Annotated in this window: 26 protein-coding genes and 1 pseudogene; 16 read left to right on the forward strand and 11 right to left on the reverse strand. The window is 72.9% G+C overall.

Annotation, left to right across the window (positions count from 1 at the left end):
- Nucleotides 1-8 precede the first annotated feature (8 nt).
- The 6 genes from priA to hisF all read left to right on the forward strand — a co-directional run bounded on the left by priA (nucleotide 9) and on the right by hisF (nucleotide 3,970).
- Nucleotides 9-734, forward strand: coding sequence for a bifunctional 1-(5-phosphoribosyl)-5-((5-phosphoribosylamino)methylideneamino)imidazole-4-carboxamide isomerase/phosphoribosylanthranilate isomerase PriA (gene priA, locus AB0B55_RS06105; RefSeq protein ID WP_357127011.1), 726 nt, complete (start codon nucleotides 9-11; stop codon nucleotides 732-734).
- Nucleotides 731-1,120: a RidA family protein gene (locus AB0B55_RS06110; RefSeq protein WP_357127014.1), complete on the forward strand. Its 390-nt coding sequence runs from the start codon at nucleotides 731-733 to the stop codon at nucleotides 1,118-1,120. The genes priA and AB0B55_RS06110 overlap by 4 nt, the downstream gene beginning before the upstream one ends.
- Nucleotides 1,121-1,199: 79 nt before the next feature.
- Nucleotides 1,200-1,646 carry a MarR family transcriptional regulator gene (locus AB0B55_RS06115; RefSeq protein WP_357127017.1) on the forward strand — a complete coding sequence of 149 codons (447 nt, stop codon included), beginning with the start codon at nucleotides 1,200-1,202 and terminating at the stop codon, nucleotides 1,644-1,646.
- Between the two features lie 5 nt (nucleotides 1,647-1,651).
- A complete protein-coding gene (locus AB0B55_RS06120; RefSeq protein WP_357127020.1) occupies nucleotides 1,652-2,083 on the forward strand; it encodes an organic hydroperoxide resistance protein in 432 nt (143 codons plus the stop codon).
- Nucleotides 2,084-2,130: 47 nt separating this feature from the next.
- Nucleotides 2,131-3,129: an NADP-dependent oxidoreductase gene (locus AB0B55_RS06125; RefSeq protein ID WP_357170730.1), complete on the forward strand. Its 999-nt coding sequence runs from the start codon at nucleotides 2,131-2,133 to the stop codon at nucleotides 3,127-3,129.
- 73 nt (nucleotides 3,130-3,202) lie between these two features.
- Nucleotides 3,203-3,970 (forward strand): imidazole glycerol phosphate synthase subunit HisF, encoded by a 768-nt coding sequence (hisF, locus tag AB0B55_RS06130; protein ID WP_357127026.1) that lies wholly within the window; start codon nucleotides 3,203-3,205, stop codon nucleotides 3,968-3,970.
- 116 nt (nucleotides 3,971-4,086) lie between these two features.
- On the opposite strand, the gene AB0B55_RS06135 is transcribed toward hisF, so the two are convergent.
- Together AB0B55_RS06135 and AB0B55_RS06140 are read right to left on the reverse strand one after the other, a co-directional pair.
- Nucleotides 4,087-4,794 (reverse strand): 5-formyltetrahydrofolate cyclo-ligase, encoded by a 708-nt coding sequence (locus tag AB0B55_RS06135; RefSeq protein ID WP_357170732.1) that lies wholly within the window; start codon nucleotides 4,792-4,794, stop codon nucleotides 4,087-4,089.
- 10 nt (nucleotides 4,795-4,804) lie between these two features.
- Complete coding sequence (locus AB0B55_RS06140) at nucleotides 4,805-5,497, reverse strand: helix-turn-helix transcriptional regulator (protein WP_357170734.1); 693 nt, start codon at nucleotides 5,495-5,497, stop codon at nucleotides 4,805-4,807.
- Between the two features lie 380 nt (nucleotides 5,498-5,877).
- Between AB0B55_RS06140 and AB0B55_RS06145 the strand changes: the two genes are divergently transcribed.
- Both AB0B55_RS06145 and AB0B55_RS06150 read left to right on the forward strand, forming a co-directional pair.
- Complete coding sequence (locus tag AB0B55_RS06145; RefSeq protein ID WP_357170736.1) at nucleotides 5,878-6,189, forward strand: hypothetical protein; 312 nt, start codon at nucleotides 5,878-5,880, stop codon at nucleotides 6,187-6,189.
- A 60-nt stretch (nucleotides 6,190-6,249) separates the two neighbouring features.
- The gene (locus AB0B55_RS06150) at nucleotides 6,250-6,792 is read left to right on the forward strand and encodes a GNAT family N-acetyltransferase (protein ID WP_357170738.1); all 543 of its coding nucleotides are present in this window, start codon (nucleotides 6,250-6,252) and stop codon (nucleotides 6,790-6,792) included.
- A gap of 64 nt (nucleotides 6,793-6,856) precedes the next feature.
- Here AB0B55_RS06150 and AB0B55_RS06155 read toward each other — a convergent pair whose 3' ends face one another.
- Nucleotides 6,857-7,318, reverse strand: a complete 462-nt coding sequence (locus tag AB0B55_RS06155; RefSeq protein WP_357170740.1) for a hypothetical protein — start codon at nucleotides 7,316-7,318, stop codon at nucleotides 6,857-6,859.
- Between the two features lie 102 nt (nucleotides 7,319-7,420).
- A complete protein-coding gene (locus AB0B55_RS06160) occupies nucleotides 7,421-8,095 on the reverse strand; it encodes a hypothetical protein (protein ID WP_357170742.1) in 675 nt (224 codons plus the stop codon).
- A 59-nt stretch (nucleotides 8,096-8,154) separates the two neighbouring features.
- Here AB0B55_RS06160 and AB0B55_RS06165 point away from each other — a divergent pair, with 59 nt between their 5' ends.
- Nucleotides 8,155-9,612 carry a PLP-dependent aminotransferase family protein gene (locus AB0B55_RS06165; RefSeq protein WP_357127047.1) on the forward strand — a complete coding sequence of 486 codons (1,458 nt, stop codon included), beginning with the start codon at nucleotides 8,155-8,157 and terminating at the stop codon, nucleotides 9,610-9,612.
- Between the two features lie 62 nt (nucleotides 9,613-9,674).
- Here the strand turns inward: AB0B55_RS06165 and AB0B55_RS06170 are convergent, their stop codons facing one another.
- The 3 genes from AB0B55_RS06170 to AB0B55_RS06180 form a co-directional block, all read right to left on the reverse strand.
- The gene (locus AB0B55_RS06170; protein WP_357170744.1) at nucleotides 9,675-11,501 is read right to left on the reverse strand and encodes a long-chain fatty acid--CoA ligase; all 1,827 of its coding nucleotides are present in this window, start codon (nucleotides 11,499-11,501) and stop codon (nucleotides 9,675-9,677) included.
- Between the two features lie 137 nt (nucleotides 11,502-11,638).
- Nucleotides 11,639-12,586, reverse strand: coding sequence for a terpene synthase (locus AB0B55_RS06175; protein WP_357127053.1), 948 nt, complete (start codon nucleotides 12,584-12,586; stop codon nucleotides 11,639-11,641).
- Nucleotides 12,587-12,715: 129 nt separating this feature from the next.
- Complete coding sequence (locus AB0B55_RS06180; RefSeq protein WP_357127055.1) at nucleotides 12,716-13,345, reverse strand: TIGR03085 family metal-binding protein; 630 nt, start codon at nucleotides 13,343-13,345, stop codon at nucleotides 12,716-12,718.
- 170 nt (nucleotides 13,346-13,515) lie between these two features.
- On the opposite strand from AB0B55_RS06180, the gene AB0B55_RS06185 reads away from it, so the two are divergent.
- From AB0B55_RS06185 to AB0B55_RS06195, 3 genes are all read left to right on the forward strand, one after another.
- Nucleotides 13,516-15,399 carry an ABC transporter ATP-binding protein gene (locus AB0B55_RS06185; RefSeq protein WP_357127058.1) on the forward strand — a complete coding sequence of 628 codons (1,884 nt, stop codon included), beginning with the start codon at nucleotides 13,516-13,518 and terminating at the stop codon, nucleotides 15,397-15,399.
- A gap of 8 nt (nucleotides 15,400-15,407) precedes the next feature.
- A complete protein-coding gene (locus AB0B55_RS06190) occupies nucleotides 15,408-17,183 on the forward strand; it encodes an ABC transporter ATP-binding protein (protein ID WP_357127336.1) in 1,776 nt (591 codons plus the stop codon).
- Nucleotides 17,184-17,277: 94 nt separating this feature from the next.
- Entirely contained in the window at nucleotides 17,278-18,027 is a 750-nt protein-coding gene (locus tag AB0B55_RS06195; protein ID WP_357170746.1) for a DUF2470 domain-containing protein, read from the forward strand.
- A 12-nt stretch (nucleotides 18,028-18,039) separates the two neighbouring features.
- Here the strand turns inward: AB0B55_RS06195 and AB0B55_RS06200 are convergent, their stop codons facing one another.
- From AB0B55_RS06200 to AB0B55_RS06210, 3 genes are all read right to left on the reverse strand, one after another.
- Complete coding sequence (locus tag AB0B55_RS06200; protein WP_357170748.1) at nucleotides 18,040-18,636, reverse strand: TetR family transcriptional regulator; 597 nt, start codon at nucleotides 18,634-18,636, stop codon at nucleotides 18,040-18,042.
- Between the two features lie 83 nt (nucleotides 18,637-18,719).
- Complete coding sequence (locus AB0B55_RS06205) at nucleotides 18,720-19,475, reverse strand: ABC transporter permease (RefSeq protein WP_357127067.1); 756 nt, start codon at nucleotides 19,473-19,475, stop codon at nucleotides 18,720-18,722.
- Complete coding sequence (locus tag AB0B55_RS06210) at nucleotides 19,472-20,212, reverse strand: ABC transporter ATP-binding protein (RefSeq protein ID WP_357127070.1); 741 nt, start codon at nucleotides 20,210-20,212, stop codon at nucleotides 19,472-19,474. Before AB0B55_RS06210 ends, AB0B55_RS06205 begins: the two co-directional genes overlap by 4 nt.
- A 556-nt stretch (nucleotides 20,213-20,768) precedes the next feature.
- Between AB0B55_RS06210 and AB0B55_RS06215 the strand changes: the two are divergent.
- From AB0B55_RS06215 to AB0B55_RS06230, 4 genes and pseudogenes are all read left to right on the forward strand, one after another.
- A pseudogene (locus tag AB0B55_RS06215) lies at nucleotides 20,769-21,092 on the forward strand (phosphoribosyl-AMP cyclohydrolase); the annotation flags it as partial.
- A 180-nt stretch (nucleotides 21,093-21,272) separates the two neighbouring features.
- Entirely contained in the window at nucleotides 21,273-21,704 is a 432-nt protein-coding gene (gene hisI / locus AB0B55_RS06220; protein ID WP_357127339.1) for a phosphoribosyl-AMP cyclohydrolase, read from the forward strand.
- 46 nt (nucleotides 21,705-21,750) lie between these two features.
- The gene (locus AB0B55_RS06225) at nucleotides 21,751-23,304 is read left to right on the forward strand and encodes an anthranilate synthase component I (protein ID WP_357170750.1); all 1,554 of its coding nucleotides are present in this window, start codon (nucleotides 21,751-21,753) and stop codon (nucleotides 23,302-23,304) included.
- Nucleotides 23,301-23,867, forward strand: coding sequence for a Trp biosynthesis-associated membrane protein (locus AB0B55_RS06230; RefSeq protein WP_357127075.1), 567 nt, complete (start codon nucleotides 23,301-23,303; stop codon nucleotides 23,865-23,867). The genes AB0B55_RS06225 and AB0B55_RS06230 overlap by 4 nt, the downstream gene beginning before the upstream one ends.
- Here AB0B55_RS06230 and AB0B55_RS06235 read toward each other — a convergent pair whose 3' ends face one another.
- Nucleotides 23,868-24,161: a hypothetical protein gene (locus AB0B55_RS06235; protein ID WP_357127078.1), complete on the reverse strand. Its 294-nt coding sequence runs from the start codon at nucleotides 24,159-24,161 to the stop codon at nucleotides 23,868-23,870.
- Nucleotides 24,162-24,567: the final 406 nt, after the last annotated feature.

Raw genomic sequence — 24,567 nt, forward strand, 5'->3', positions numbered from 1 at the left:
AGAAGACGTTGAGCCTCACCCTTTTACCCGCCGTGGACGTCGCCGACGGCCGGGCCGTCCGGCTCGTGCAGGGCGCCGCCGGCAGCGAGAGCGTCTACGGCGACCCGCTGGACGCGGCGCTGGCGTGGCAGCGCGACGGCGCCCAGTGGATCCACCTGGTCGACCTGGACGCGGCGTTCGGTCGGGGCAGCAACGCGCACCTGCTCGCCGAGGTGGTGCGCCAGATGGACGTGCAGGTCGAGTTGTCGGGCGGGATCCGCGACGACGAGTCGCTGCGGGCCGCGCTGGGCACCGGGGCGGCCCGGGTGAACATCGGCACCGCCGCGCTGGAGAACCCGGAGTGGTGCGACCGGGTGGTGGGGGAGTACGGCGACCGGGTCGCCATCGGGCTGGACGTCCGGGGTCAGACGCTGTCCGCGCGGGGGTGGACCCGCGACGGCGGTGACCTGTACGAGGTGCTGGAGCGCCTGGACAAGGCGGGCGCCACCCGGTATGTCGTCACCGACATCACCAAGGACGGCACGATGCGCGGGCCGAACCTGGACCTGTTGCGGGACGTGTGCGCCCGTACCGACCGGCCGGTGATCGCCTCCGGCGGCGTGTCCACCCTGGATGACCTGCGGGCGCTGGCCACGCTGGAGCCGCTGGGTGTGGAGGGCGTGATCGCCGGTAAGGCGCTGTACGCGGGCGCGTTCACGGTGTCCGAGGCGCTGCGCACCCTGGCCGAGGCGTGACGGTCACCCGGCTGGGCTCGGGCGGGCCGTGGGAGCAGAGTTACGGCTACTCCCGGGTGGTCCGCGCCGGTGACCTGGCTCTGACGGCCGGTTGTACGGCCACCGTGGACGGTCGGGTGGCGCACGTCGGGGACGCGGCCGCGCAGACCGCGCAGGCGTTACGGATCGGGTTGGCCGCGCTCGCCGAGGTGGGCGCGGAGCCGGGTGACGTGGTCCGGACCCGGATGTACGTGACCGACCGGCTGCACGCCGACGAGGTGGGCCGGGCGCACAACGCGGTCTTCGGCGCGGTCCGGCCGGTGGCGACGCTCGTGGTGGTGGCCGGTCTGCTCGATCCGGAGCACCTCGTCGAGGTGGAGTTGGAGGCGTACGTCGGCGACCGCTGACCGCTTCGGTGGCGGTCGTCACGGCCGCATTCCGCGCCGATAAGTTGTGCACAACTTAATTGCGGGCTACGGTTCACCGGTGACCGATGACCTGGTGCTGCGCCGGCAGGTGTGCTTCGCGCTCTACGCCGCGTCGCGCGCCCTCACCGACGTGTACCGGCCGATCCTCGACGAGGTCGGGCTGACCTACCCGCAGTACCTGGTGCTGCTGGTCCTCTGGGAACGCCCCGACGACCCGCCCGCCGTGTCCGAGCTGGGCGCCGAGCTGCGGCTCGACTCCGGCACCCTCTCCCCGCTGCTCAAACGGCTGGAGAGCGGCGGCCTGGTGGTACGCCGACGCGCGGCGCGCGACGAACGGCGGGTCGAGGTGAGCCTCACCGAGCGGGGTCGGGCGCTGCGCGAGCGGCTCTGCGACGTTCCGCTGCGGATCGCGCAGGCCACCGGCCTGGGCATCGACGAGCTCGTCGCGTTGCGCGACACGCTCACCCGGGTCACCGAGACCGTCCATCGACAGAAGGAGCAGTGACCATCATGAAGGTTCTCTACACCGCGTCCGCGACCGCCACCGGTGACGGCCGGGACGGCCACGTCGAGACCTCCGACGGCACCTTCGCCATGGACCTGGCGTCGCCGAAGGAACTGGGCGGCGAGGGTGGCGCCACCAACCCCGAACAGCTCTTCGCCGCCGGCTACGCCGCCTGCTTCCACAGCGCCCTGCGCATCGTCGGCCGCCGCGCCAAGGCCGACGTGACCGGCTCCGTCGTCTCCGCCGAGGTCGGCATCGGCCCCAACGGCAGCGGTGGCTTCGGGCTCACCGCCCAGCTCATCGTGGACCTGCCCGCCGTTGCGCGGGAGACCGCCGAGCAGCTCGTCGAGCAGGCCCACCAGGTCTGCCCGTACTCGAACGCCACCCGCGGCAACATCGACGTCGCGCTGACCGTCCGCGAGACCCTGGCCGCCTGACCGTCGCGGCCCCGGACCCCACCCGCGTACGAGAGGACGACCCCCCGATGACCAGCAACCGCGAGATCCACCTGGCCCGCCGCCCCGACGGCTGGCCCACCGAGGACACCTTCCGGCTCGTCGAGACCGACGTCCCGACGCCCGGACCGGGCCAGATCGTGGTCCGCAACCAGTACGTCTCCGTCGACCCGTACATGCGGGGACGGATGAACGACGTCAAGTCGTACGTGCCGCCGTTCGCGCTCGACGCCCCCCTCGACGGGGCCGCCGTCGGCGAGGTGGTGGCCAGCGAGTCACCCGACATCGCCGTGGGCGACACCGTCCTGCACGGGCTCGGCTGGCGGGAGTACGCGCTGCTCGACGCCGGCCGCGCCCGCACCGTCGACGCGAGCATCGCCCCGGCCAGCGCGTACCTGAGCGTGCTCGGCATGCCCGGACTCACCGCGTACGCCGGTCTGCTGGAGGTCGCCGCGATGCGGCCCGGCGAGACGGTCTTCGTCTCCGCCGCGGCCGGCTCGGTCGGCAGCCTGGTGGGCCAGATCGCCAAGCTCAAGGGCGCGGGCCGGGTCATCGGCAGCGCCGGGTCGGCCGCCAAGGTCGAGCGGCTCCGGGCACTCGGCTTCGACGCCGCGTTCGACTACCACGACGGGCCGGTCCGCGACTCGTTGCGCGCCGCCGCCCCGGACGGCATCGACGTCTACTTCGACAACGTCGGTGGCGACCACCTGGAGGCGGCGATCTCGGCCATGAACCTGCACGGCCGGGTCGCCATCTGCGGCATGATCGCCCAGTACAACGCCACCGAGCCGCCGGCCGCGCCGCGCAACCTGGCGCTGGTCATCGGCAAGCGGCTCACCCTGCGCGGGTTCCTGGTCAACGACCACAACAACGTGCGCGCGACGTTCGTCCAGGACGTGGCCGGCTGGCTGCGCGAGGGCAAACTCTCCTACGACGAGACGGTCGTCGACGGCATCGAGAACGCCCCGGCGGCGTTCCTCGGCCTGCTCCGCGGCGAAAACCTGGGCAAGATGCTCGTCCGGGTGTGACGTGCACCTGCGGCACGGCGGTCGGCCCCCTCGGGTCGGCCGCCGAGCCGTGCGCGGAGGATAGGCTGACCGCATGACGGTGGCGGTACGGGTGATCCCCTGTCTCGACGTGGACGCCGGGCGGGTGGTCAAGGGGGTCAACTTCCTCGACCTGCGCGACGCCGGCGACCCGGTGGAGCTGGCCGCCGTCTACGACCGGGCCGGCGCCGACGAGCTGACCTTCCTCGACGTCACCGCGTCGTCAAGTGACCGGGGCACCATGCTCGACGTGGTACGCCGCACCGCCGAGTCGGTCTTCATCCCGCTGACCGTCGGGGGCGGGGTCCGGCAGGTCGGCGACGTCGACACGCTGCTGCGCGCCGGAGCCGACAAGGTCGGCGTGAACACCGCCGCCATCGCCCGGCCGGAGCTGATCGCCGAGATCGCCGACCGGTTCGGCCGGCAGGTGCTCGTGCTCTCCCTCGACGTACGCCGCGCGCCCACGGGCGACACGCCCAGCGGGTTCGAGGTCACCACCCACGGCGGTCGGCGCGGCACCGGCATCGACGCGGTGGACTGGGCCCGGCGGGTGGCCGAGCTGGGCGCGGGGGAGATCCTGCTCAACTCGATGGACGCCGACGGCACCAAGGCGGGCTTCGACCTGGAACTCATCGCCGCGGTGCGAGCCGTGGTGGACGTGCCGGTCGTCGCCAGCGGAGGGGCCGGCGAGGTGGCGCACTTCCCGCCCGCGATCGGAGCCGGGGCCGACGCGGTCCTCGCAGCCAGCGTCTTCCACTTCGGCGAGCTGACGGTGGGCGAGGTCAAGGACGCCCTGCGCCGCAACGGCCACCCGGTCCGCTAGCCGCGCCGAGCCGTCGTCCGCGCCGGCCCCGGTGGGTACGCGTCGAGCGGTCCCGCCCGTGTCCCGCATCGAACGCGCACGCCGCTGGCTGGCATCTCGTGGACCCGGCGGAGCAGTCAGCGCAGCACGGGGATGGTGTCGAGCTGGTCGGCGCGGAGGTTCTCCCTGATGATGCCGGACGGTCGCTTCCGGTCCGGCACGCATGCGACGACCTCGTCGGGGGTGACCGCGTAGTCGACGCTGAAGTCGTGGTCGGCGTGCGGTAGTTCCTCGTCGAGGAGTTGGCTCTGGTGGACGGTGGTGGCGATGGTCGTCTCCTTGGACACGAGGCCGGCCTCGGCCAGGAGCGCGATCTCCAGGTCCGAGTAGCCGGCTCCCTTGCCGAGTCGCACGCCGTTGTGTCGGTTGATCGCGACGCTGCCGCAAACGATCAGATCCACCGGGCGCATGCCATCGGTGCCGACCGTGGGGGCGACCTCCGGGGCGCCACTGCTCGTGGCGGCCATCTCGAACGGGACGTGCAGAGCGGCCGGGTCGAGCAGGTAGAAGGGTTCCGGGGTGGCGAGTCGCGGAACCGCCATGTAGAGCAGCTTGCCCTCCTGGAGGGCGCGGACCCGGACCGGCAGTTGGGCGCGGTCGGGATTGCACTTGATGACCCGTGCCCGTTTCCAGATATCCAGTTCCGCGAGCCGGGCGGCCGCGTCTTCCTTGCCGGCGAAGTCGGGGATGTGGCCGTGAACGCCCGGCGGTGCGACGCCTCCGCGTTCGAGGAGGTCCCAGACGCGTCGTCGAACGGACTGCTTGGCGTCGTCGGTGCTTGTCACGCTGGTGCTCCTAGGGAGTCATGAGGGTGAGGAGCCGGTCGTTGACGGCAACTGCCTGCGTCGCCAACGCGACGGCAGCGGTTGGGCGCTTGGTGCCGTAGAGCGCGAGGTAGCTCTTGCGCAGCAACGCGTTGGCTTCGGCGACCGGATCGCGGGCCTCCCTCGCGGCGTCGGCCGCCTGGTCGAAGTAGGCCGCGCTGGCCGCGTGGTCGTGTCGCTGTGTGGCGTCCCATACCAGTTGGCCCATCAGCGTCGCCGCCTCGGCGACCGCCGCAGCCAGTTCCCGTTGAACTGAGCCGACCTGGGCGTGCTGGCGGAGGAAGACCGCCTGACCGTGCAACTGTGCCGCCTCGGCGAGCAGAAGAGTCGAAGGCGTTCGGTCGTAGCGCTCGTCCAGATGCCGTACGCGCTCCCGTATGTGTGCCACGGTGATCAGGTCGACGCGACCGGGCTGCCGCAACGCGTAGTCGAGACGTCCGTCGAGCGTGGCGGGTGGTCGGCGGGTGTCGGCCAACAGATCGGCCAGTTCCTCAACGGACACCTTGAGCGCCCTGGCCAGGTGTGGGCGGAGCCAGGGTTGCGGGTCGGTCTCCGCGCGTTCCCAGCGCACGATGGTGGAACGATCCACGCCGAGGACTTCGGCGAGGCGTTCCTGGCTGAGGCCGATCGCCTTGCGTCGTTGCGCGAGCCTGTGCCGCCGCAAGCCCGGTGCTCGCCGACCGTTGCCGCCACTGTGCATCACGGATCCATTTATCCAGCTCACCGTAGTCGTCGCAATGGGAGTGCATCGAAACTGCGCCAATGCCGCACTGGGATCAGCCGGCGCACCGTTGGGTGAAGACCAGCGATCAAGCGACCTACTGAGCTGGGGTGCAGGGTGAGCTGTTGGAAGCGCGATCGACCTCACGATCTGGCCGAACGCTCAGGTCCTGCTCGCGTCCGGACTACTCCCCATCTGCGTATCGCCATCGGGGCTGCGCGGGTGGGTGATCGGCGGCCTTCCCCGAGCCGCCGTTCGGTGGCGGTGGGCTTGCCAATCCCCCGGCGAGCCCACCGCCGGCCGTCCCGACGGGATGCCCATTCATGACGGTGCGGCGGGACCGGTCTCGGGAGAGCGGGCATCTGCCGATGCGTCCGCTGTGGCTGTGCTGCCGGTGCGGACAGCCGTGGCCGTGCGGAACGGCGAAAGTCGCTCTCGTGGTCGAGTACCGTGACATGTCGCTGAGCCTGTTCCTTTATCTCGCCGGCTGCCTACACGAAGCCATCGATGACCTGCACCGGCTCAACCCTGCCGTCACAGGCACTGCGGCCGATCTGTTCGATCGATTCCTCGGCTGGCCGGTTCGGCATCGTCGCCCATCCGCCGTCGAACCGCAGATACCGGAAGGCACTTGAGAGCGGCGACCAACCTGACATGTCCTCGATCTGCTGTCGAACGGACTAGGCTGCTCCGCCATGCCCGTCACGTACCGCATGCACACTCCCGAATCGGCCGCGGCCGTGTTTCCGGCGCTGGTACGTCTGTACGCGGTCGTCTACGCGGAGCCGCCGTACGTCGAGGGACCGGATCAGGTGGCCGCGTTCGCCGCCGCCCTGCCCGCTGAGACGAGGCGCCCTGGGTTCACCCTCGTGGTGGCGGACGACGCGGGGGAACTGGTCGGTGCGGCGTACGGTTCGACGATGGCTGCCGGGCGTTGGTGGACGCGTGCCACCGCCGAGCCGCCCGCCGATCTCCGCGCCGTCGACAAGTTCGCGGTCATGGAATGGATCGTGCGTCCCGGCCGGCGGGGTGAGGGCGTCGGCGCGCAGCTTATGTACCGGCTCCTCGACGGGCGGGCCGAGCGGCGGGCGACTCTCGCGTCCAACCCGGCCGCGCCGGCCCGCGACATCTACCAGCGCGCGGGTTGGCGGCAGGTCGGCGGGTCGGCGATGCCCGACGGCACACCCACGCACCTGCTGGTCCTGCCGCTACCCGCTCCGCCCGTCGGCGCGCCCTAACCGTGGCAATGTTGGACAGTTTTCGTTAGTAGCTAACGGAAACTGTCCAAGATCTCGTTGGGGGTCAGTGGCCGCCGGACTGCCCCTCGGGTGAGCGGCGGGGCGTGGGGATCGAGCGGACGGCGTACTCCTGCACGGCCGCCGCGTGGTCGGCCTCCTCCAGGATCCAGTCCGCGCTGCCGGGCGCGTGCCGGCGGGTCAGGACCCCCTGCACGGTGTCCACCATCGTGGCGACGCCGGCCCGGGGCCGGCTGCGCCAGAGCTGCTCACCCTCGGCGGTGATGCGGAACCACCCGTCGGCGACGGTGACCAGGCCCGCGCCGACCAGCCGCTGGACCGCGGCCTCCACCTCGTGTCGTTCGGGAATCGCGTGGTTGAGATGGTCGGCGGTGGACAGCACGTCGGTCAGACGTACGCCCTCCGGCCGGCGGCTGGTCGCGGAACGGCGGTGCCGTCCGGCGCCGCTCGCGATGACCAACGACACGAAGATCCATGCGTCGCTCCAGCGCCAACCGTTCTCCCCCATGCAGTGATGATGACGGCGAGCGACGCGGAAGGGAACACCCACCCTCCAACGAGCCCACTTCCACCAGCGCGGCGTGCCGGTCCGTGAACGGTCGGTGAACGTTCAGGCGGCCGGGGCACGCGACGGGTCACCGGCGGTGACCGCCGACTCGTCCTCAGCGTCGGCCTTGGCCGGGGGCACCGCGACGAGCGGGATGAAGAACTGCGCCAGCGGACCGATGGCCAGCGCGTACGCGACGGTACCCACGCCGACCGTGCCGCCGAGCAGCCAGCCCAGCGCGAGCACGGTGACCTCGATGACGGTACGCACCAGTCGCACCGAGAAGCGGGGCCGACGGGCGACGAAGCCGGTCATCAGCCCGTCGCGTGGGCCCGGACCCAGGCGGGCGCCGAGATAGAGCGCGGTGGCGGCGCCGTTGGCGACGATCCCGGTGATCAACAGGGCGATGCGGACGCCGAGGGGACCACCGGCGGGCAGCAGGGCCAGAGTGGCGTCCACCACGAGGCCGACCACCACCACGTTGCTGACGGTGCCGAGGCCGGGCCGCTGTCGCAGCGGAATCCAGAGCAGCAGCACCAGGGCGCCGACACCGATGGTGACCGTGCCGAAGGAGAGCCCGGTCAGCTCGGACAGCCCCTGGTGGAAGACGTCCCAGGGGTCCAGGCCCAGCTGGGAGCGGACCATCAGGGCCATGCTGACCCCGTAGAGGACGAGCCCGGCGTAGAGCTGGCTGAGCCGTCGTACCGGCCGCTCCCGCAGATTGCCAATCAGTGCCATGCATGCCACCCTAGGTGCCAATCCTCCCGGAGGAAGAGGCCAATATCCGAGGAGTGGTCATGACTGGTCAGGTGCGAGGGGTCCAATTAGCGCGCCTGCTGGGGCAGTGGCACGCCCTGCCGGGCCGTCGCCGCAGCCCCGACTACGCGGCGCTCGCCGGTGCGGTACGCGGGCTGCTCGCCGACGCCCGGCTTCCCCTGGGCGTGCGGCTGCCGGCGGAACGTGAGCTGGCCGAGGCGCTGCGGATCAGCCGTACCACGGTCACCGCCGCGTACCGGGAGCTGCGTGAGACCGGCCACCTGGCCAGCCGGCGGGGCGCCGGCAGTTGGACGATGCTGCCGGGCAACCACCGGGTCGCCAGCACCGGCCTGTGGACCCCACTGGACGACCGGGACATGATCGACCTCGGCGTCGCCGCGTTGGCGGCCCCGCCGCAACTGCTCGGGGCTGCGCGGGCCGCCGTCGAGGACCTGCCCCGCTACCTGGGCGGCGCCGGCTACCACCCGACCGGCATCGGTGAGCTGCGCGAGGCGGTGGCCGCCGGTTACACCGCGCGCGGGCTACCCACCTCGGCCGACCAGATCATGGTCACCAGCGGCACCCAGCACGCCCTGGACCTGGTGCTGCGCCTCGCCCTGGCCCCCGGCGGGAACGTGCTGGTCGAGTCACCGACCTACCCCAACGCGCTCGCCGCGCTGGCCGGCCGGCGGGCCCGGATCGCCACGCACGGTCTGTCCGCCGACGCCGGCGGCTGGGAGCCCGACCTGTTGCTGGGCAGCCTGCGGCAGACCCGCCCCAAGTTGGCGTACCTGATCCCGGAGTTCCAGAACCCGACCGGCCACCTGATGCCCGCCGCGTTGCGCGAGCGGGTGGTCGCCGCCGCCCACGCCGTGGGCACCGATCTCATCGTCGACGAGTCCTTCGTGGACCTCCCGCTGGACGGCGTCGAGCTGCCCCCGCCCACGGCCACGTTCGACCGGCACTCCCGGGTGGTCAGCATCGGAGGGATGAGTAAGCCCTACTGGGGTGGTCTGCGGATCGGCTGGGTCCGCGCCTCCGCGCCGCAGGTGCAGCGGCTGGCGGCGGTCCGGGTCGGCGTCGACATGTCCAGCCCGGTGCTCGACCAGTTGGTCGCGGTGCGCCTGCTCGCCGACGCGGCGGCCATCGTCGCCGACCGTCGGGCGCAGCTCGCCGCCCAGCGCGACGCGTTGCTCGGCGCGCTGGCGCACCGACTACCGGACTGGCGGGTGACCGTGCCGCGCGGCGGCGTGACCCTCTGGGCCGAGCTGGACGGCCCGGTCTCCAGCGCGCTCGCGCGGGCCGCCGAGGAGGTCGGCGTACGGCTCGCGCCCGGGCCGAGGTTCGGTCTGGACGGCACCCTGGAACGCTTCCTGCGGTTGCCCTTCACCCTGCCGGCCGCCGAGCTGGTGGAGGCCGTGGAGCGGATCGCCACGGTCCGCTACGACCTGGACCGCAGCGGCCGGCAGCGGTGGCCGGAGCCGTCGGTCATCGCCTGAGCGGACCCGAGGACGCCGGTGGCCCCACACCCGGGCGGGTGCGGGGCCACGACGACACGTTCCTAGAGCTCGGCGAGGGAGCCGGCGTACATCTTGTCGATCTCGGCGGCGAAGTTGCTCTCCACGCCCCGTCGCTTGATCTTCAACGACGGCGTGACCTCGCCGTCCTCGATGGTCAGGTCACGCGGCAGGATCGCCACCTTCTTGATCGTCTCCCAGCGGTTCAGCTTGGCGTTGAGCTGGGCGACGTACTCCTCGACCATCGCCTGCGCCTCCGGCGAGGCGACGATCTCGGTGTAGTCGCGGCCCTCCAGCGGGCCGCCGGCCACCCAGCCGCGGATGGCGTCCGCGTCGAGCGTGACGAGCATCGTGCAGAAGTTGCGGGCCTGCCCGATCACGACCGCCTGCGAGGTGTACGGGCAGATGGCCTTGAACATGCCCTCGATGTGCGACGGCGCGATGTACTTGCCGCCCGAGGTCTTGACCAGGTCCTTCTTGCGGTCGGTGATCCGCAGGTAGCCCTGCTCGTCGAGCGTGCCGATGTCGCCGGTGCGGAAGAAGCCGTCCTCGGTGAACGCGGCGGCGGTCTCCTCGGGCAGGTTGTGGTAGCCGCGCATCACCGGGCGACCCCGCACGAGGATCTCGCCGTCGGTGTCGACCCGGCACTCCAGGTCGCCCATCGCCCTCCCGACCGTGCCGATGCGCAGCCCGTCCGGTGGGTTGACGAAGTTGCCGGCGCTGGTCTCGGTGAGGCCGTAGCCCTCCGAGATCGGCAGGTTGGCCGCGGCGAAGAAGGTGGCGATCTCCGGGCTGAGCGGCGCGGCGCCGGAGACCAGCACCCGCATCCGGCCGCCCAGGCGGGCCTGGAGCTTGCTGAACACCAGCTTCTCGGCCAGCCCGTAGCGCAGCTTGAGCCCGGCCGGCACCGGCTTGCCGGCCTGCTCCAGCGCGACCTTCTCCTTACCGACCTGGACACCCCAGGCGAAGATCTTCGCCTTCGCGCCGCCGGCGCCCTGCGCGGTGGTGACCGCCCGGTTGTAGACCTTCTCGAAGACGCGGGGGGCGCCACACATCAGCGTCGGGCGGATCACCGCGAGCAGGTCGACCAGCTTCTCCACCCGCCCGTCCACGTACGTCGGCAGGCCGACGTGGATCGCGCCGCAGAGCAGCGTCTTGCCGAACGAGTGCGCCAGCGGCAGCCACAGGTACTGCAGGTCGTCGTCGCGCAGCAGCCCGCCGTCGGCCTGCGCCACCGCCTCCCAGCACCACCCACCGTGCAACAGTTCGACACCCTTGGGCTGGCCGGTGGTGCCGGAGGTGTAGATCAGCGTGGCCAGGTGGTCGCGGCCGATGCCGGCCACGAGCATGTCGATCAGATCGGGTTCGGCGGCCAGCGCCCGGCTGCCCCGCTCTTCCAGCTCGGTGAGGGTGAGCTGGGGGATCGCGGCGTTCGGGTCGGGGGCGCCGTCGAAGAGCACCACGTGGGTCAGCGCCGGCAGCTCCGCTCCGGCAATCTTGGCCGCCTGCGCCGGGTTCTCCGCGAAGAGGACCCGCGAGCCGGAGTCGGCGATGATGTACGTCGCGTCCGCCGGCTCGGTGGTCGGGTAGACGGTGGTGGTCGCCCCGCCGGCGCACATGATGCCCAGGTCGGCGACCACCCAGTCCAGTCGCGTGTTGGCGAGGATCGCGACCGGGTTCTCCTGGCCGACGCCGAGCGCGTGCAGGCCGGCGGCGACGGCCTTGGCGCGCTGGCCGACCTGCGCCCAGGTCAACCAGTTGGGCCCCGAGTCGTCAGGGGTCGGGGACGCGAACGCGTGCCGGTCGGGGGTGGCCGCCACGCGCTTGAGGAACATGTCCGGGATGGAACGGTACGGTACATCGAGAGCCATCGCTGTAGCCGCCTTCGGGGGTGGCGACGTGACGGTCGTCACGTCATAGTGGTTACCGAAGAGTATTGCCTGATACCGGGCATCGGCTAGTGCCGGTGATCGTCCGGCGACCCTGCCGCGCCGACCGGCGCCCTGAATCAGGCGTAGCGGGCAGCCACGACCGACCAGTCGTAGGTGGCCCGGACCCAGTTGCGCCGCGTGGCCAGCGGCGAGCGCAACGCCGCGACACCGCTCGCCAGCAGGCCCTCCTCCGCCGCCTGGTACGCCGCCAACCCCCGGTTGAAGCGTTCCGCGGCGGCCCGTAACGCGCCCGCCTCGTCGAGGCCGCTCTCCTGGGCGATGACCGTCACCAGGTTGTGCGCGTCCGGGCCGGACCGGCTCTCCTTGCCGTACGAGAAGAGGTCGTTGCACCAGCACACCAGGTCCACCGCCAGCAGGTCCAGGGCGGTCAGCGCCGGATCGGCCCGCCGCGCCGGCCCGGGTGGCTGCTCCGACGCGAGGTCGGTCAGGGTGAGACAGGGGTGTACGCCGCCGATGTGCCGACGCAGTTGGACGTACTCCGTGACCCCCGGTACCCGGCGGCGCTCCCGGTTGCTGGCCTCCCAGAGCAGCGCCAGCAGGTACTGGCGGACCTGGCTGACGAACCGCAGCAGCATCGGCGCCCGGCCCTCGGCCCGGGTCCGGCGGCACAGGTCGTGCAGCGCGGCGCCCAGCGGGCCGGCCTCCGGCGGTGGTACGGCGCGCGGGTCGCCGGCCCGGTCCAACACGTTGAGCAGGGCGGCGATGACCGGCGCCAGCCGGCTCGGATCGGCCCCGAGGCCGTCCTCGTCGCAGGCGTCGTCCATGACGAACAGCCAGGAGATCAGGTCGGTGAGGAGTCGCAGCCCCCGTGCCGGCCCGTCCGGGCAGGCTCGGCCCGCCAGGCCGGCGGCGTCCGCCCGTTGCAGTCGATGAATTTGACCGGAGTTGACCAGGCCGAAAGCGCGCGCCCAATCGACGCTCTCGTTGGCTACCAGATCTGTGGACTTGTGGCGCCCCGCCGTGAAGGAGGGTTCCCGTAGCGCCGAGATTGCGAAACTTCGCATCGTGTGCCCCCACATCGTGCCGCCCCGGCGCGGAACGGCGCGGTGAAGCGTACGGGAGGAGGTATCGGTATGCATCGTTGGGACTGGGGCATTCGTCCGACGTTGCTGTGACCGATTAGGCGCAGAAAGTCACATGCCCAGGCTGGCGTTGCGCAGCTGCCGCGCGGACGACGCCGGGCCGTCCAGCTGGACCCTGGCCACCCGCTGCCGTCCGGACAGGAACAGGGCCAACTCGGCCGGGGCACCCACCAGGCGCAGTCGTTCGCCGCCACGGCCGACGGAGACCTCGCCGTACCCCGGCGCCTGCACGTAGAGGTCCGCCGGGAAGCGCCGCAGCGTCAGCCGGGCCATCGGTGCGGCCCGCTTCCACAGGGTGGCCTGCAGGCCACGCGGCAACTCACGCGGCTGCCATCCCCCGACGGCCCGCCGAACGTCCTCGTGGTGGATGAAGAACTCCATGGTGTTGACCAGCTCGTCGGTCAGCGGGTTGCTGACCGGGCTCCACACCGGTGGCCGGCGTACCTTCGCCACCAGCTCCGGGTAGGGCCCGGCGGCGAGCCGGCGGCGGACCCGTTCGGCGTACCCCCGCAGAGGCGGCAGCAGGATCCCGCCGGCGGCGTCCAGACGGCGCTCGCGCAGCACCAGGTGCGCGGCGAGGTCGCGCGTCGCCCAGCCCTCGTTGATCGTCGGTGCGTCGGGCCCGAGGGCCAGGAGGAGATCGGCCAGCGTCTCGCGCTCGGCTCGGGCGTACCGCGACATGGGCCGATCGTAGGCCCGGACCCTGGCGGCCGCGCGGCGAGCGGGACCGGGTCGTACCGCTGGCGCGGGCGTGGAATACGTGATGGTCGACATATCCCGTCCGGGTCGGCGGCGCAGGCCCGCACCGGTAAGGATGAGGTAGATAATTGTGGCTTACGGCGGGGGAGAGCGTGGCGAGCAGGACAAGCCGGGACGTGCTCGGCAGAGGGCTGGGGGTGCTGCGGCAGGCGATCCGCGAGCAGCCACGGATCTTCACGGTCGCCGTGGTCGGCAGCGTGCTGTTCGGCTCGATGGTCATCGTGAGCGCGTACGTGGTGGGCGCGGTCGTCGGCGACGTGGTGGTGCCGGCGATCGCCCGGGGCGAGGTCGGCGTCGGCGCGCTGGTGCTGGCGGCGGTGGCCCTCTTCGGGATCAGCGTGCTGCGGGTGGTCGGCATCTTCGGCCGCCGGCTCGGCGCCGGTTACATGCAGTACCGGCTCCAGGCCGCCTACCGCCGCCGGGTCACCCGCCGCTACCTGGACCTGCCGCTGTCCTGGCACCACCGCAACGCCACCGGCACGCTGCTGTCCAACGCCAACTCCGACGTGGAGGCGGCCTGGTATCCGATCGCCCCGCTGCCCTTCGCGGTGGGCACGCTGGTGATGCTGGTCGGCGCGATCGTCTCGCTGTTCGCCACCGACTGGGCCCTGGCCCTGGTCGGCCTCGCGGTGTTCCCCGCGCTGTTCGCGCTCAACGTGGTCTACTCCCGCCGGATGGCGCCCCGCCAGGCCCGCGCGCAGCGGTTGCGCGCCGAGGTCAGCGGCATCGCGCACGAGAGCTTCGACGGCGCGCTGGTGGTCAAGACCATGGGCCGCGAGGCGCAGGAGACCGCCCGGTTCGCCGGCCGCGCCGGTGAGCTGCGCGACGCCCTCATCGCGGTCGGCCGGCTGCGGGGCGTCTTCGACCCGCTGCTGGAGACACTGCCCAGCCTCGGCACCCTGGCCGTCCTGGTGGTCGGGGCGTTCCGGCTGCGCCAGGGCGCGATCAGCGTCACCGAGCTGGTCAGCGTCGCCTTCCTCTTCACCGTGCTGGCCTTCCCGGTACGGGCCATCGGCTGGGTGCTCGCCGAGCTGCCGCGCAGCGTCGCGGGCTGGGACCGGGTGCGCCGGGTCCTCGACGCCACCGGCGAGATGCCGTACGGACAGCGGGTGCTCGACCCGGCCACCCCGGGCCCGGCCAGCCTCACCTTCACCGACGTGCACTTCTCCTATCCGCCCGCCGAGGCTCACCAGCCCGGCGCGCAGGTGCTCGGCGAGGTCGGCTTCACCGTCCCGGCGGGCCGCACGGTCGCCCTGGTCGGGCCGACCGGCGCGGGCAAGTCCACCATCGCCTCGTTGGCCGTACGCCTGGTCGACCCGGACTCGGGCACCGTCACCCTGGACGACGTGGACACGCGCGACCTGACCGCCGCGTCGCTGGCCGGCACGGTCGCGCTCGTGGCGCAGGTGCCGTTCGTCTTCGACGACACCGTACGGGCCAACATCGCCCTGGACCGGCCGGGCATCGACGACGAGGTCGTGTGGGCGGCACTGCGCCTGGCCGAGGCGGACGGTTTCGTCGCGGCGCTGCCCGACGGGCTGGACACGATGGTCGGCGAGCGGGGCACCTCGCTCTCCGGCGGGCAGCGGCAGCGGCTCACCCTGGCCCGCGCCCTCGCCGGGCGGCCACGCCTGCTGGTGCTCGACGACGCGACGAGCGCCGTGGACCCGCGCGTGGAGGCGGCCATCCTCGCCGGCCTGCGCTCCTCGGCCGGCGAGCCGGGGGTTCCCGCCGCGTCGATCCTCGTCGTGGCGTACCGCCGGGCCACCATCGCCCTCGCCGACGAGGTCATCTACGTCGAGCAGGGGCGGGTGATCGCGCGGGGCACGCACACCGAGCTGCTGGCCACCGTGCCCGGGTACGTGGACCTGGTCACCGCCTACGAGCAGGCGGAGGTCGACCGCGCGCAGGAGCGCGCGTACGACGACGAGGTGGCGCCGCTCCCGTCGGGCCTGGAGATCGAGGTGGACCATTGAGTACGACGGTGACGACCGACGAGCGCGACGAGCGGCCGGAGACGACCTGGCGGACGTTGCGGCGGGGGCTGGCCCTCTCGCCCGAGCTGCGGACCGGGCTGGCCGCCACCCTGGCCCTGGCGCTGGTCTACATGGTGGGCCGGGTGGCCGTTCCGGTGGCGGTGCAGCAGGGCATCGACCGAGGCATCGTCGGCGGCCTGAGGCTGGACGTCGTCTGGTGGGTGGTGGCGGTCACCGCGGCGATCCTCGTGGTCACCACGGCCTGCGGCTACCTGATGATGCGCCGGCTGTTCACGGTCAGCGAGACCGCGTTGGCGAACGTGCGGACGCGGGCGTTCCGGCACGTGCACGACCTGTCGATGCTGCACCAGCAGTCGGAGCGCCGCGGCTCGCTGGTCTCGCGGGTGACCAGCGACGTCGACCAGATCACCCAGTTCCTCCAGTGGGGCGGGGTGATCCTGCTGGTCAACCTGGGCCAGCTCGTGGTGACGACGGCCGTCATGCTGGCGTACTCCTGGCAGTTGACCCTGGTGGTGCTGGTGGCGTTCCTGCCGGCGGTGCTCGTCATCCGGCAGTTGCAGCGCCGACTCGGCGCGGCGTACGCGACGGTGCGCCAGCGCACCGGCGCGCTGCTGGGCGCGATCGGCGAGAGCGTCGTGGGCGCGCCGGTGATCCGGGCGTACGGCATCGCGGGGCGTACCGAGCGGCGGCTGGACGAGGCCATCGACGCGCAGCGCATGGCGCAGCAGCGGGCCATCCGGATCAGCATCGTGGGCAGCTCGGTCGGTGAGTTGGCGGCCGGGTTGGCGCTGGCCGGGGTGGTGGTGCTCGGGGTGACGCTGGGCGTGGACGGCACGCTGTCGATCGGTCAGCTGACCGCGTTCCTCTTCCTGGTGACGCTGTTCATCCAGCCGGTGCAGATCGCCACCGAGGTGCTCAACGAGGCGCAGAACGCGATCGCGGGCTGGCGCCGGGTGCTGGACGTGCTGGACGTCGCCCCGGACGTCGCGGATCCCGGGGAGCAGGGCCGGGACCTGCCGATCGGTCCGTTGGACATCCGGTTCTCGGGCGTACGGTTCGCCTATCCCGGCGGCCCGCCGGTGCTGCACGACATCGACCTGGAGATCCCGGCGAAGAGCCGGGTGGCGGTGGTCGGCGAGACGGGCAGCGGCAAGACGACCTTCGCGAAGCTGCTGACCCGACTGATGGATCCGTCGGCGGGGGCGGTGCTGCTGTCCGGGGTGCCGCTGGCGCAGGTGCGTTTCGACTCGCTGCGCGCCCGGGTGGTGATGGTCCCGCAGGACGGGTTCCTCTTCGACGCGACGGTGGGGGACAACGTGCGGTTCGCCCGGCCGGAGTTGACCGACGAGGAGCTGGGGGCCGCCTTTACGGAGTTGGGCCTGGCGGACTGGTTGGACGGTCTGCCCGCCGGCCTCAACACCCCGGTCGGGGAGCGCGGCGAGGCGCTGAGCGTGGGGGAGCGGCAGCTCGTCGCGCTGGCCCGCGCGTACGTGGCCGACCCCGACCTGCTGGTGCTGGACGAGGCGACCAGCGCGGTGGATCCGGCGACCGAGGTGCGCTTGCAGCGCACCCTGGACGCGGTCACGCGGGGGCGTACGACCCTCGCCATCGCGCACCGGCTCTCCACCGCCCAGGCCGCCGACGAGGTCATCGTGGTGGACCGGGGGCGCGTCGTGCAGCGGGGCCCGCACGACGAGTTGGTGCGCGACGCCGACTCGGTCTACGGGCTGCTGTACGCCTCCTGGCTGGAGCAGACCAGGTAACGGGTCGATGTCCATGGCATCGGCTGGTGGACGCGGTGGTGCTGGTGCTCTACGCTCCGGTTAGGTAAGGCTAACCTTTGAAGGAGGTTGCGCCATGCGGCCCAGCCCCGCCGAGATCGTCCGTACCCTCGTCGCCGGTCGCCTGCCCGGCCTCGTCCACCTGGCTCGCCGCCCGGGTCCGCACCACGCCCGGCACGTGACCGACCCCGACGGCCGCGTGTTGCTGCTGGTGCCGGTGGCCAGCCACCTGGGCGCCGCGCTACAGCCCGCCGCCGGGGGCGACGACGTCGCGGTGGTCCTGGACGTCCTCGACCTGCCGCCCGCGGCCGGCGCTCCCGGGCTCGGGCGGGCCTGGGTCTCCGGCTGGGCCGCCGAACTGCACGACGACGAGGCACGCCGCGCCGCGGTCGACTTCGCGGCCGTCGAGCCGACCGGCGACCTGCTCGACGTCGGCGCCCGGTTCCGGCTGTTCCGCTTCGAGGTGGCCGAGGTCCGCTGGGAGCGGGCCGGCGTCGTGCACCGGATCGACCCGGTGGAGTACGCCGAGGCGGAGCCGGATCCGGTGCACCCCTTCGAGGCCCTGCTGCTCGCCGACTTCGCCCAGCGCGAGCCCGCCGCCGTCACCGACTACCTGTGCCGGCAGCTCGGCCTGACCGAAGAGGCCCCGGACGGCCCGCCGCGCGTGGTGCGGGTCGACCGCTACGGGCTGGTGGTCGCTCTCGGACGCCCCGGCGCACGGCGGCGCGTCCGGCTGGCGTTCCCGTGCCCGCTCACCGGCCCCGACGAGCTGGGCCGGCTGCTCCCGCCGCTGCGCCGCCCCGCCGACGTGCACCCGCCCCGCTGACCGCGCCCGGCCCTAGATCGGCAGCGACCCGGTGAGGTACCGCTGGACGCTGGGGCCGATGGTGGCGACCAGGAGCTCCGGATCGGCCGACGCGACCGGCTCCAGCCGTACCACGTGCCGGATCATGGCGAGGCCGATGAGCTGGGTGGCGACCAGCGAGCCGCGCAGCGGGACCTCGGCCGGGTCGACGTCGAGCTGGTCGAGCACCCGGCGCAACACCTGCGTGGTGACGAACTCCCGCAGCAGCCGAGCGGTCCACTCGCTGCTGAGCACCGAGCGCACCAGCGCCACTCCGGCGCTGCCGGCCGGTGAGTCCCAGATGCCGATGAAGGTCCGTACCAGCCGCTCGCCGACGCCGTCCTGGTCACCGGCGAGCACCGCCGGCAGCAGCTCGGCGGGGTCCACGGGGAAGTTCATCGCGGCCCGGAAGAGCTGGTCCTTCGTGCCGAAGTAGTGGTGCACCAGAGCCGGGTCCACCCCGGCGGTGGCGGCGATGGCGCGGATCGGGGCGGCGTCGAAACCCCGTTCGGCGAACGTCGCCCGCGCCGCGTCGAGGATCGCCTCCCGGGTGTCCGGGTTGCCGGGTCGCCGGCCGGTACGCCGCGTCATCGCCGCCCCTCGTTCGTCCGCTGACGCCGCCGGCCTCCCGGCGGCGGGTGGCGACCCGCCCCGCGCGGGTCGCCGCCGGTCGGTCAGCCGGTGCGCCGACGCAGGGTCGCCGCCGCGAGCACCAGCGCCAACACCACCGCGCCGAACACCACGCCCACGTCCCGCCACATGGTCGCGGTCGGCTCGGCGTGGGCGCCGACCTCCTGCAACGCCTCGATGGCGTACGTCAGGGGCAGGGCACCGCTGAGGCCCTGGAGCCAGCCGGCCATCTCGTCCCGGGCCACGAACAGCCCACACAGCAGGAGCTGCGGGATCACCACGACCGGGAGGAACTGTACTGCCTGGAACTCGGTGCGGGCGAAGGCGCTGCACAGCAGGCCGAGGGCGACCCCGAGCACCGCGTCGAGCACCGCGATCCCGATCACCAGACCGCTGCTGCCGAGAGTCCGCAGATCGAAGACCCAGTACGCCAGACCGGCCGCCAACGTGGCCTGCACGGCGGCGGCCAGCCCGAACGCGATGCCGTACCCGAAGAGCAGGTCGAGCTTGCCCAGCGGGGTGGTGAGCAGCCGCTCCAGGGTGCCGGACGTGCGCTCGCGCAGCATCGCGATACTGGTCACGAGAAACATGATCACGAAGGGGAAGGTTCCCAGCATCACCAGCGCGACCCGGTCGAACACCGACGGCTGCCCCAGCGGTGTCGGCTTGTCGGCGTACATGTAGTAGACCAGCGTGAGCAGGACGGTCGGCACCACCACGAGCAGCGCGATCGTCCGCCGGTCGTGCCGGAGCTGGCGCAGGACGCGGCCGATGGTGGCCGCCAGGATCCGCACGTTCATGAGTTCTCCCGCCCGGCTGACGCCTTCGTCTCGCCGGCCCGGATCAGCCGCAGGAACGCCTCGTCGAGGTCGTCCACACCGGCGGCGGCCCGGATCGCGTCCGGGCTGTCGTCGGCGATCAGCCGGCCCTCGCGGATCAGCAGCAGCCGGTCGCAGCGGGCCGCCTCGTCCATCACGTGACTGGACACCAGCAGGGTGGTGCCGGCGGCGGCCATGGCGTGGAACCGGGCCCACAGGTCGGCCCGCAGCACCGGGTCCTGACCGACGGTCGGCTCGTCGAGGATGACCAGCTCCGGGTCGCCGACCAGGGCGCAGGCCAGCGAGGCCCGACTGCGCTGGCCGCCGGAGAGGGTGGCGACCAGCTGACCGGCCGCCTGGGCCAGCCCGACGGCGCTCACCGCCTCGTCCGCCTCGGCCCGCCCACGTCCGTACAGGGCCGCGAAGTAGCGGGCGTTCTCCCGCACGGTCAGGTCGGCGTAGACGCTCGGCGCCTGCGTGAGGTAGCCCACCCGGTGCCGCAGCGCCGGGGCCCCCGCCGGCTGGCCCAGCACGGTCACCGTCCCCGAGGTGACCACCTGCACGCCGACCACGGCGCGCATGAACGTGGTCTTGCCGCTGCCGCTGGGCCCCAGCAGACCGGTGACGGCGCCCCGCGGGACGGCGCAGGTGATGCCGTCCAGCACCCGCCGCCCGCCCCGATCGACCACCAGGTCGTGGACGCCTATCGCGTCGTCCATCGCGCACCTCCAAGAAACTCATCGCTCGTTGAATTCCAACGCTAGAGAGGAGTGTGCGGCCCGCGCAACGGCCGGCCTGTCCTCTGGTGCCCGCCCTCGCGCCTAGCGTGACAACGGGCAGTAGGCTTCGGACCGGACAGCAGGTCCGGCAACGGGCATTGCGTGCCGATCGGACGTACGGCACGATGACGCCGTGGGTCACGCTCCGTTACCGCACAGCGGATTTCTCGAGGACTGGGCCGCGCGGTTGCGGGACGCCGCCGAACGGCCGGTCGTCGGCATCCTGCTGCGCGGCAGTCACGCCCGGCGGGCGGCCACCGCGCACAGCGACGTCGACCTCGACGTGCTCGTCGGTGGCTCGCCGTACGCCGCCCGTCGCGCGTACCTGGCCGAAACCGCCGGTCGGGTCACCCACGTGTCGGTGGCGGCGCGGGACGTCCGCTCCTGGGTGCACCGGCTCGGCGAGCCGGCCGACTGGGCGTTCGGACTGCCGGTCACCGCGCCGGCCCGGCTGCTCTGGGCGGACCCGCACTGGCGGCCCCGGATCGACCTGCCGGTGCTCTGCCAGCCCGCCGAGCCGCCCCGGCTGGAGGAGCTGATCGCCCTGCTCGGCAAGGCCGCTGCCGCCCGCGCCGCCACCGACCGCCTCGGGGTCCGGCTCGCCGTGGCGGACCTGGCCCGGATCTGCCCGTCGGTGCTGCGCCCGGCGAACCCGTCGGTGCGGGTGTCGTCCCGCCGCGCGGCGTTCGCGGCGGCCCTGGAGCTGCCGGTCGCCCCGGCCGGCTACCGCGAGGACATGCTCCGCTGCCTCGGCCTGCGCCCGGGCGCCACCGGCCAGCTCTGGGCCGCCGCCGTGCGGCTGGTCGCCGGCACCGTGGCGCTGATCCGCCCGTACGCCGGGGAGATCGCCGAATCCTCCGGCACCGACCTGGCCGAGGCCCTGGTCGACGGCCGCCTCGACCGTTACGTGGCCCAGCTCGCGCGGCCCGTGGCCGACCGGCCGAACCCTCGGCGGGAGCCGTCGCCGGTGCCCACCCCACGTGCGGGACAATGGGCAACTGTGCCCGTACCTGACGCGCCGGTGACCGGCGTCCCCAGCGAACCGAGCGGCCCGGTGGCCTCGACGCCGGTCCGTCCGTCCCGGCTCGATCCGGCCATCGCGGCCCAGTTGCGCCGCAACGCCGACGGCCTGGTCGCCGCGGTGGTACGCGCGCACGACTCCGGCGAGGTGCTGATGGTCGCCTGGATGGACGACGAGGCGTTGCACCGCACCCTCACCACCGGCCGGGCCACCTACTGGTCGCGCAGCCGCCGCGAGTACTGGGTCAAGGGCGCCACCTCCGGGCACCACCAGTACGTGCGCTCGGTGGCCCTGGACTGTGACGGCGACGCCCTGCTGGTCAGCGTCGACCAGGTCGGCGCGGCCTGCCACACCGGGCACCGGACGTGCTTCTTCACCGAGCTGCCGGTCACCGCGCCGGACGCCCGGTGAGCACGGTGCGGCGGAGCCCCGCCGGGACCGAGAGGCGGGCCGACGCATGACCGACGGCGCGGTGAGCCCCGACCTGGCCACCTTCACCGAACTGGCCGCCGGCTGGCGTGTCGTACCGGTCACCCGCCGGCTGCTGGCCGACGCCGAGACTCCGGTGGGGGTCTACCGCAAGCTCGCCGGCGGGCCCGGCACCTTCCTGCTCGAATCGGCCGAGCAGGGGGTCGGCTCGGCGGGCACGGCCTGGTCGCGGTACTCGTTCATCGGCGTCCGGAGCAGCGCCACCCTCGTCGAGCGCGACGGCGCGGCGACCTGGCTCGGGCAGCCCCCGGCCGGGCTGCCCACCGACGGCGACCCGGTGCGGGTGCTGCGGGACACCGTGGCGGCGCTCGCCGGGCCGCCGCCCGGCCCCGGCGACGGCCTGCCACCGCTGACCGGGGGCATGGTCGGCTACCTCGGGTACGACCTCGTCCGTCGCTTCGAGCGGCTGCCCGAGCTGACCGAGTCCGACCTCGGCGTGCCGGAGCTGGGCATGATGCTCGCGACCGACCTGGTGGTGCTCGACCACTACGACGGCTCCGCGATCCTGGTCGCCAACGCGGTACTGCCACCGCTGGACGCGACGGACCGCGCCGCGTACGTCACCGCCGCGTACCACCACGCGGTGGGTCGCCTCGACGCGATGACCACCGCGCTGTCCCGACCCATCCCGCCGATGATCTCGACGGTCGCGCGTCCACCGGCCGGCGAGGTCGTCTGTCGTACGCCCGAGGGGGGCTACGTCAAGGCCGTGGAGGCGGCCAAGGAGGCGATCCGGGCGGGCGAGTGCTTCCAGATCGTGCTGTCCCAGCGGTTCGAGCGGGCCACGCACGCCGACCCGCTGGACGTCTACCGGGTGCTGCGCACCAGCAACCCCAGCCCGTACATGTACCTGCTGCGCTTCGACGGGTTCGACATCGTCGGCTCGTCGCCGGAGGCGCACCTGAAGGTCACCGCCGGCGCGGACGGGCGGCGGCGGGTGCTGCTGCACCCGATCGCGGGCACCCGCCCGCGCGGCGGCACCCCGGCGGCCGACGCGGGCCTCGCCGCCGAGCTGCTCGCCGATCCCAAGGAGCGCGCCGAGCACGTCATGCTGGTCGACCTGGGCCGCAACGACCTGGGCCGGGTCTGCGAGCCGGGCAGCGTCCAGGTGCCCGAGTTCGCGACCATCGAGCGGTACAGCCACGTGATGCACATCGTCTCCACCGTGACCGGCACGCTGCGTGACGACCGTTCGGCGTTCGACGCGCTCGCCGCGACCTTCCCGGCCGGGACGCTCTCCGGCGCGCCCAAGGTGCGCGCCATGGAGATCATCGAGGAGTTGGAGCCGGTACGCCGTGGCGTCTACGGAGGGACGGTCGGCTACTTCGGCTTCGGCGGCGACCTGGACATGGCGATCGCCATCCGGACCGCGCTGATCCGTGACGGCCGCGCCTACGTGCAGGCCGGGGCCGGAGTGGTCGCCGACTCGGATCCGGCCGCCGAGGAGCAGGAGACCCGCGACAAGGCCGCCGCCGTGCTGGCCGCGATCGCCGCCGCCGAAACGCTGCGGGCGGCCCGATGAACGTGAAGGGTCGGCGCGAGCTGACGTACGCGATGCTGCTCTGTCTCGCCGGCGCGGGCCTGGCGCTGTGGATGGCGACCCGGGGCTGGTCGGTCGAGCTGACCGCGCGGCCGGCGCCGCTGCCGCCGGTGCGCGAGGCGCGCAGCGGGGCCGCCCTGCTGCCGTGGCTGCCGGCGCTGGCCGTGGTGGCGTTGGCCGGTGGCGGCGCGGTGCTGGCCACCCGGGGTCGGGTACGGCGGCTGCTGGGTGTGCTGCTCGGCGCGCTGGGCCTGGCGGTGTCGGCCGGCGCTGGTTACGGACTGGTCGCCGACCTCGACGGTGTGGTGAGTCGGCAGTGGCCGGCGCTCTGCCTGGTCGGCGGTCTGCTCGTCGCCGTGGGTGGTGGGTGGACGGCACTGCGCGGCGGCGGGTGGCCGGCGATGGGCGCCCGGTACGAACGGCCGACGCGGACCGTCACGGAGAGTAGGCCGAGCACGGCTGCCGCCCCGGGCCCGATGGCCGGTCGGCGGACCACCGAGGCGTGGGACGCGTTGGACCGGGGCGAGGACCCCACGGCCGGCTGATCAGCCGACCGGCTGACGGTCCCGCTCCCGGACGACCGGCTGACGGTCCCGCTGCGGGCGCGCGGCGGCGCGGGTGGCGGTCAGTTCGGCCACCAGGCGGTCCAGCTCGGCGCGTCGGTCGGCGCGGGCCCGGTCGGCGCAGACCGCCTCCCAGGCGTTACCGCGTGCCGTGCGCATCCGGCCCTCACCGACGACGGCCCGTTCCAGGGTGTGCACCACCCCGACGGCGAACGACGCCATGGTCCGCGAGATGGTGGTCAGTCCGATGCTGGAGTTCGACTCGGCAGTGTTCATGGCTCACTCCACACGAGGAGTCGGCGACGGTCGGGCAGGCGCGTCATCGAGTCTGCCCGAGGACGATGCTCACCGGCCGACGTTTCGTCCGGGTGACCACCCCGTCAACTGTCCCGCCGCGCCCGCGACCTGGGAGGGGCCGTTCGGCCTTGAGCTTGCTCACAACATCGACTGCTGTCGCTGTCATCGGGCGGCGATCGGCGGTGGGTGGCATGATCGATGGGTCGGCCCGGTTCGACCGGAGCCGCCGGGTTGTCGTCGTGTGACGGCGGTCGATACGGAGGTGGCGCTGCGTGACATCCCCTTCACGGCAAGTCGGCCATTATGCCGCAGGCCTTTTCGTGAGCAGCGCCATACCCCCGGCTCCCGGCCTCGGTCGGGTGCCCCTAGCATCGGCCCATGACAC

The organism is Micromonospora sp. NPDC049107 (assembly GCF_040648595.1).
Classification (GTDB): domain Bacteria; phylum Actinomycetota; class Actinomycetes; order Mycobacteriales; family Micromonosporaceae; genus Micromonospora.

What these genes read in the sequence shown, in the direction of transcription:
- AB0B55_RS06170 (WP_357170744.1), bottom strand. Translation starts at nt 11,501, where the DNA reads ATGGCTCTCGATGTACCGTACCGTTCCATCCCGGACATGTTCCTCAAG.
- AB0B55_RS06210 (WP_357127070.1), bottom strand. Translation starts at nt 20,212, where the DNA reads ATGGACGACGCGATAGGCGTCCACGACCTGGTGGTCGATCGGGGCGGG.
- AB0B55_RS06195 (WP_357170746.1), top strand. Translation starts at nt 17,278, where the DNA reads ATGCGGCCCAGCCCCGCCGAGATCGTCCGTACCCTCGTCGCCGGTCGC.
- AB0B55_RS06180 (WP_357127055.1), bottom strand. Translation starts at nt 13,345, where the DNA reads ATGTCGCGGTACGCCCGAGCCGAGCGCGAGACGCTGGCCGATCTCCTC.
- AB0B55_RS06165 (WP_357127047.1), top strand. Translation starts at nt 8,155, where the DNA reads ATGACTGGTCAGGTGCGAGGGGTCCAATTAGCGCGCCTGCTGGGGCAG.
- AB0B55_RS06145 (WP_357170736.1), top strand. Translation starts at nt 5,878, where the DNA reads ATGACGGTGCGGCGGGACCGGTCTCGGGAGAGCGGGCATCTGCCGATG.
- AB0B55_RS06175 (WP_357127053.1), bottom strand. Translation starts at nt 12,586, where the DNA reads ATGCGAAGTTTCGCAATCTCGGCGCTACGGGAACCCTCCTTCACGGCG.
- AB0B55_RS06200 (WP_357170748.1), bottom strand. Translation starts at nt 18,636, where the DNA reads ATGACGCGGCGTACCGGCCGGCGACCCGGCAACCCGGACACCCGGGAG.
- AB0B55_RS06120 (WP_357127020.1), top strand. Translation starts at nt 1,652, where the DNA reads ATGAAGGTTCTCTACACCGCGTCCGCGACCGCCACCGGTGACGGCCGG.
- AB0B55_RS06150 (WP_357170738.1), top strand. Translation starts at nt 6,250, where the DNA reads ATGCCCGTCACGTACCGCATGCACACTCCCGAATCGGCCGCGGCCGTG.
- AB0B55_RS06125 (WP_357170730.1), top strand. Translation starts at nt 2,131, where the DNA reads ATGACCAGCAACCGCGAGATCCACCTGGCCCGCCGCCCCGACGGCTGG.
- AB0B55_RS06160 (WP_357170742.1), bottom strand. Translation starts at nt 8,095, where the DNA reads ATGGCACTGATTGGCAATCTGCGGGAGCGGCCGGTACGACGGCTCAGC.
- AB0B55_RS06235 (WP_357127078.1), bottom strand. Translation starts at nt 24,161, where the DNA reads ATGAACACTGCCGAGTCGAACTCCAGCATCGGACTGACCACCATCTCG.
- AB0B55_RS06230 (WP_357127075.1), top strand. Translation starts at nt 23,301, where the DNA reads ATGAACGTGAAGGGTCGGCGCGAGCTGACGTACGCGATGCTGCTCTGT.
- hisF (WP_357127026.1), top strand. Translation starts at nt 3,203, where the DNA reads ATGACGGTGGCGGTACGGGTGATCCCCTGTCTCGACGTGGACGCCGGG.
- AB0B55_RS06225 (WP_357170750.1), top strand. Translation starts at nt 21,751, where the DNA reads ATGACCGACGGCGCGGTGAGCCCCGACCTGGCCACCTTCACCGAACTG.
- AB0B55_RS06205 (WP_357127067.1), bottom strand. Translation starts at nt 19,475, where the DNA reads ATGAACGTGCGGATCCTGGCGGCCACCATCGGCCGCGTCCTGCGCCAG.
- AB0B55_RS06155 (WP_357170740.1), bottom strand. Translation starts at nt 7,318, where the DNA reads ATGGGGGAGAACGGTTGGCGCTGGAGCGACGCATGGATCTTCGTGTCG.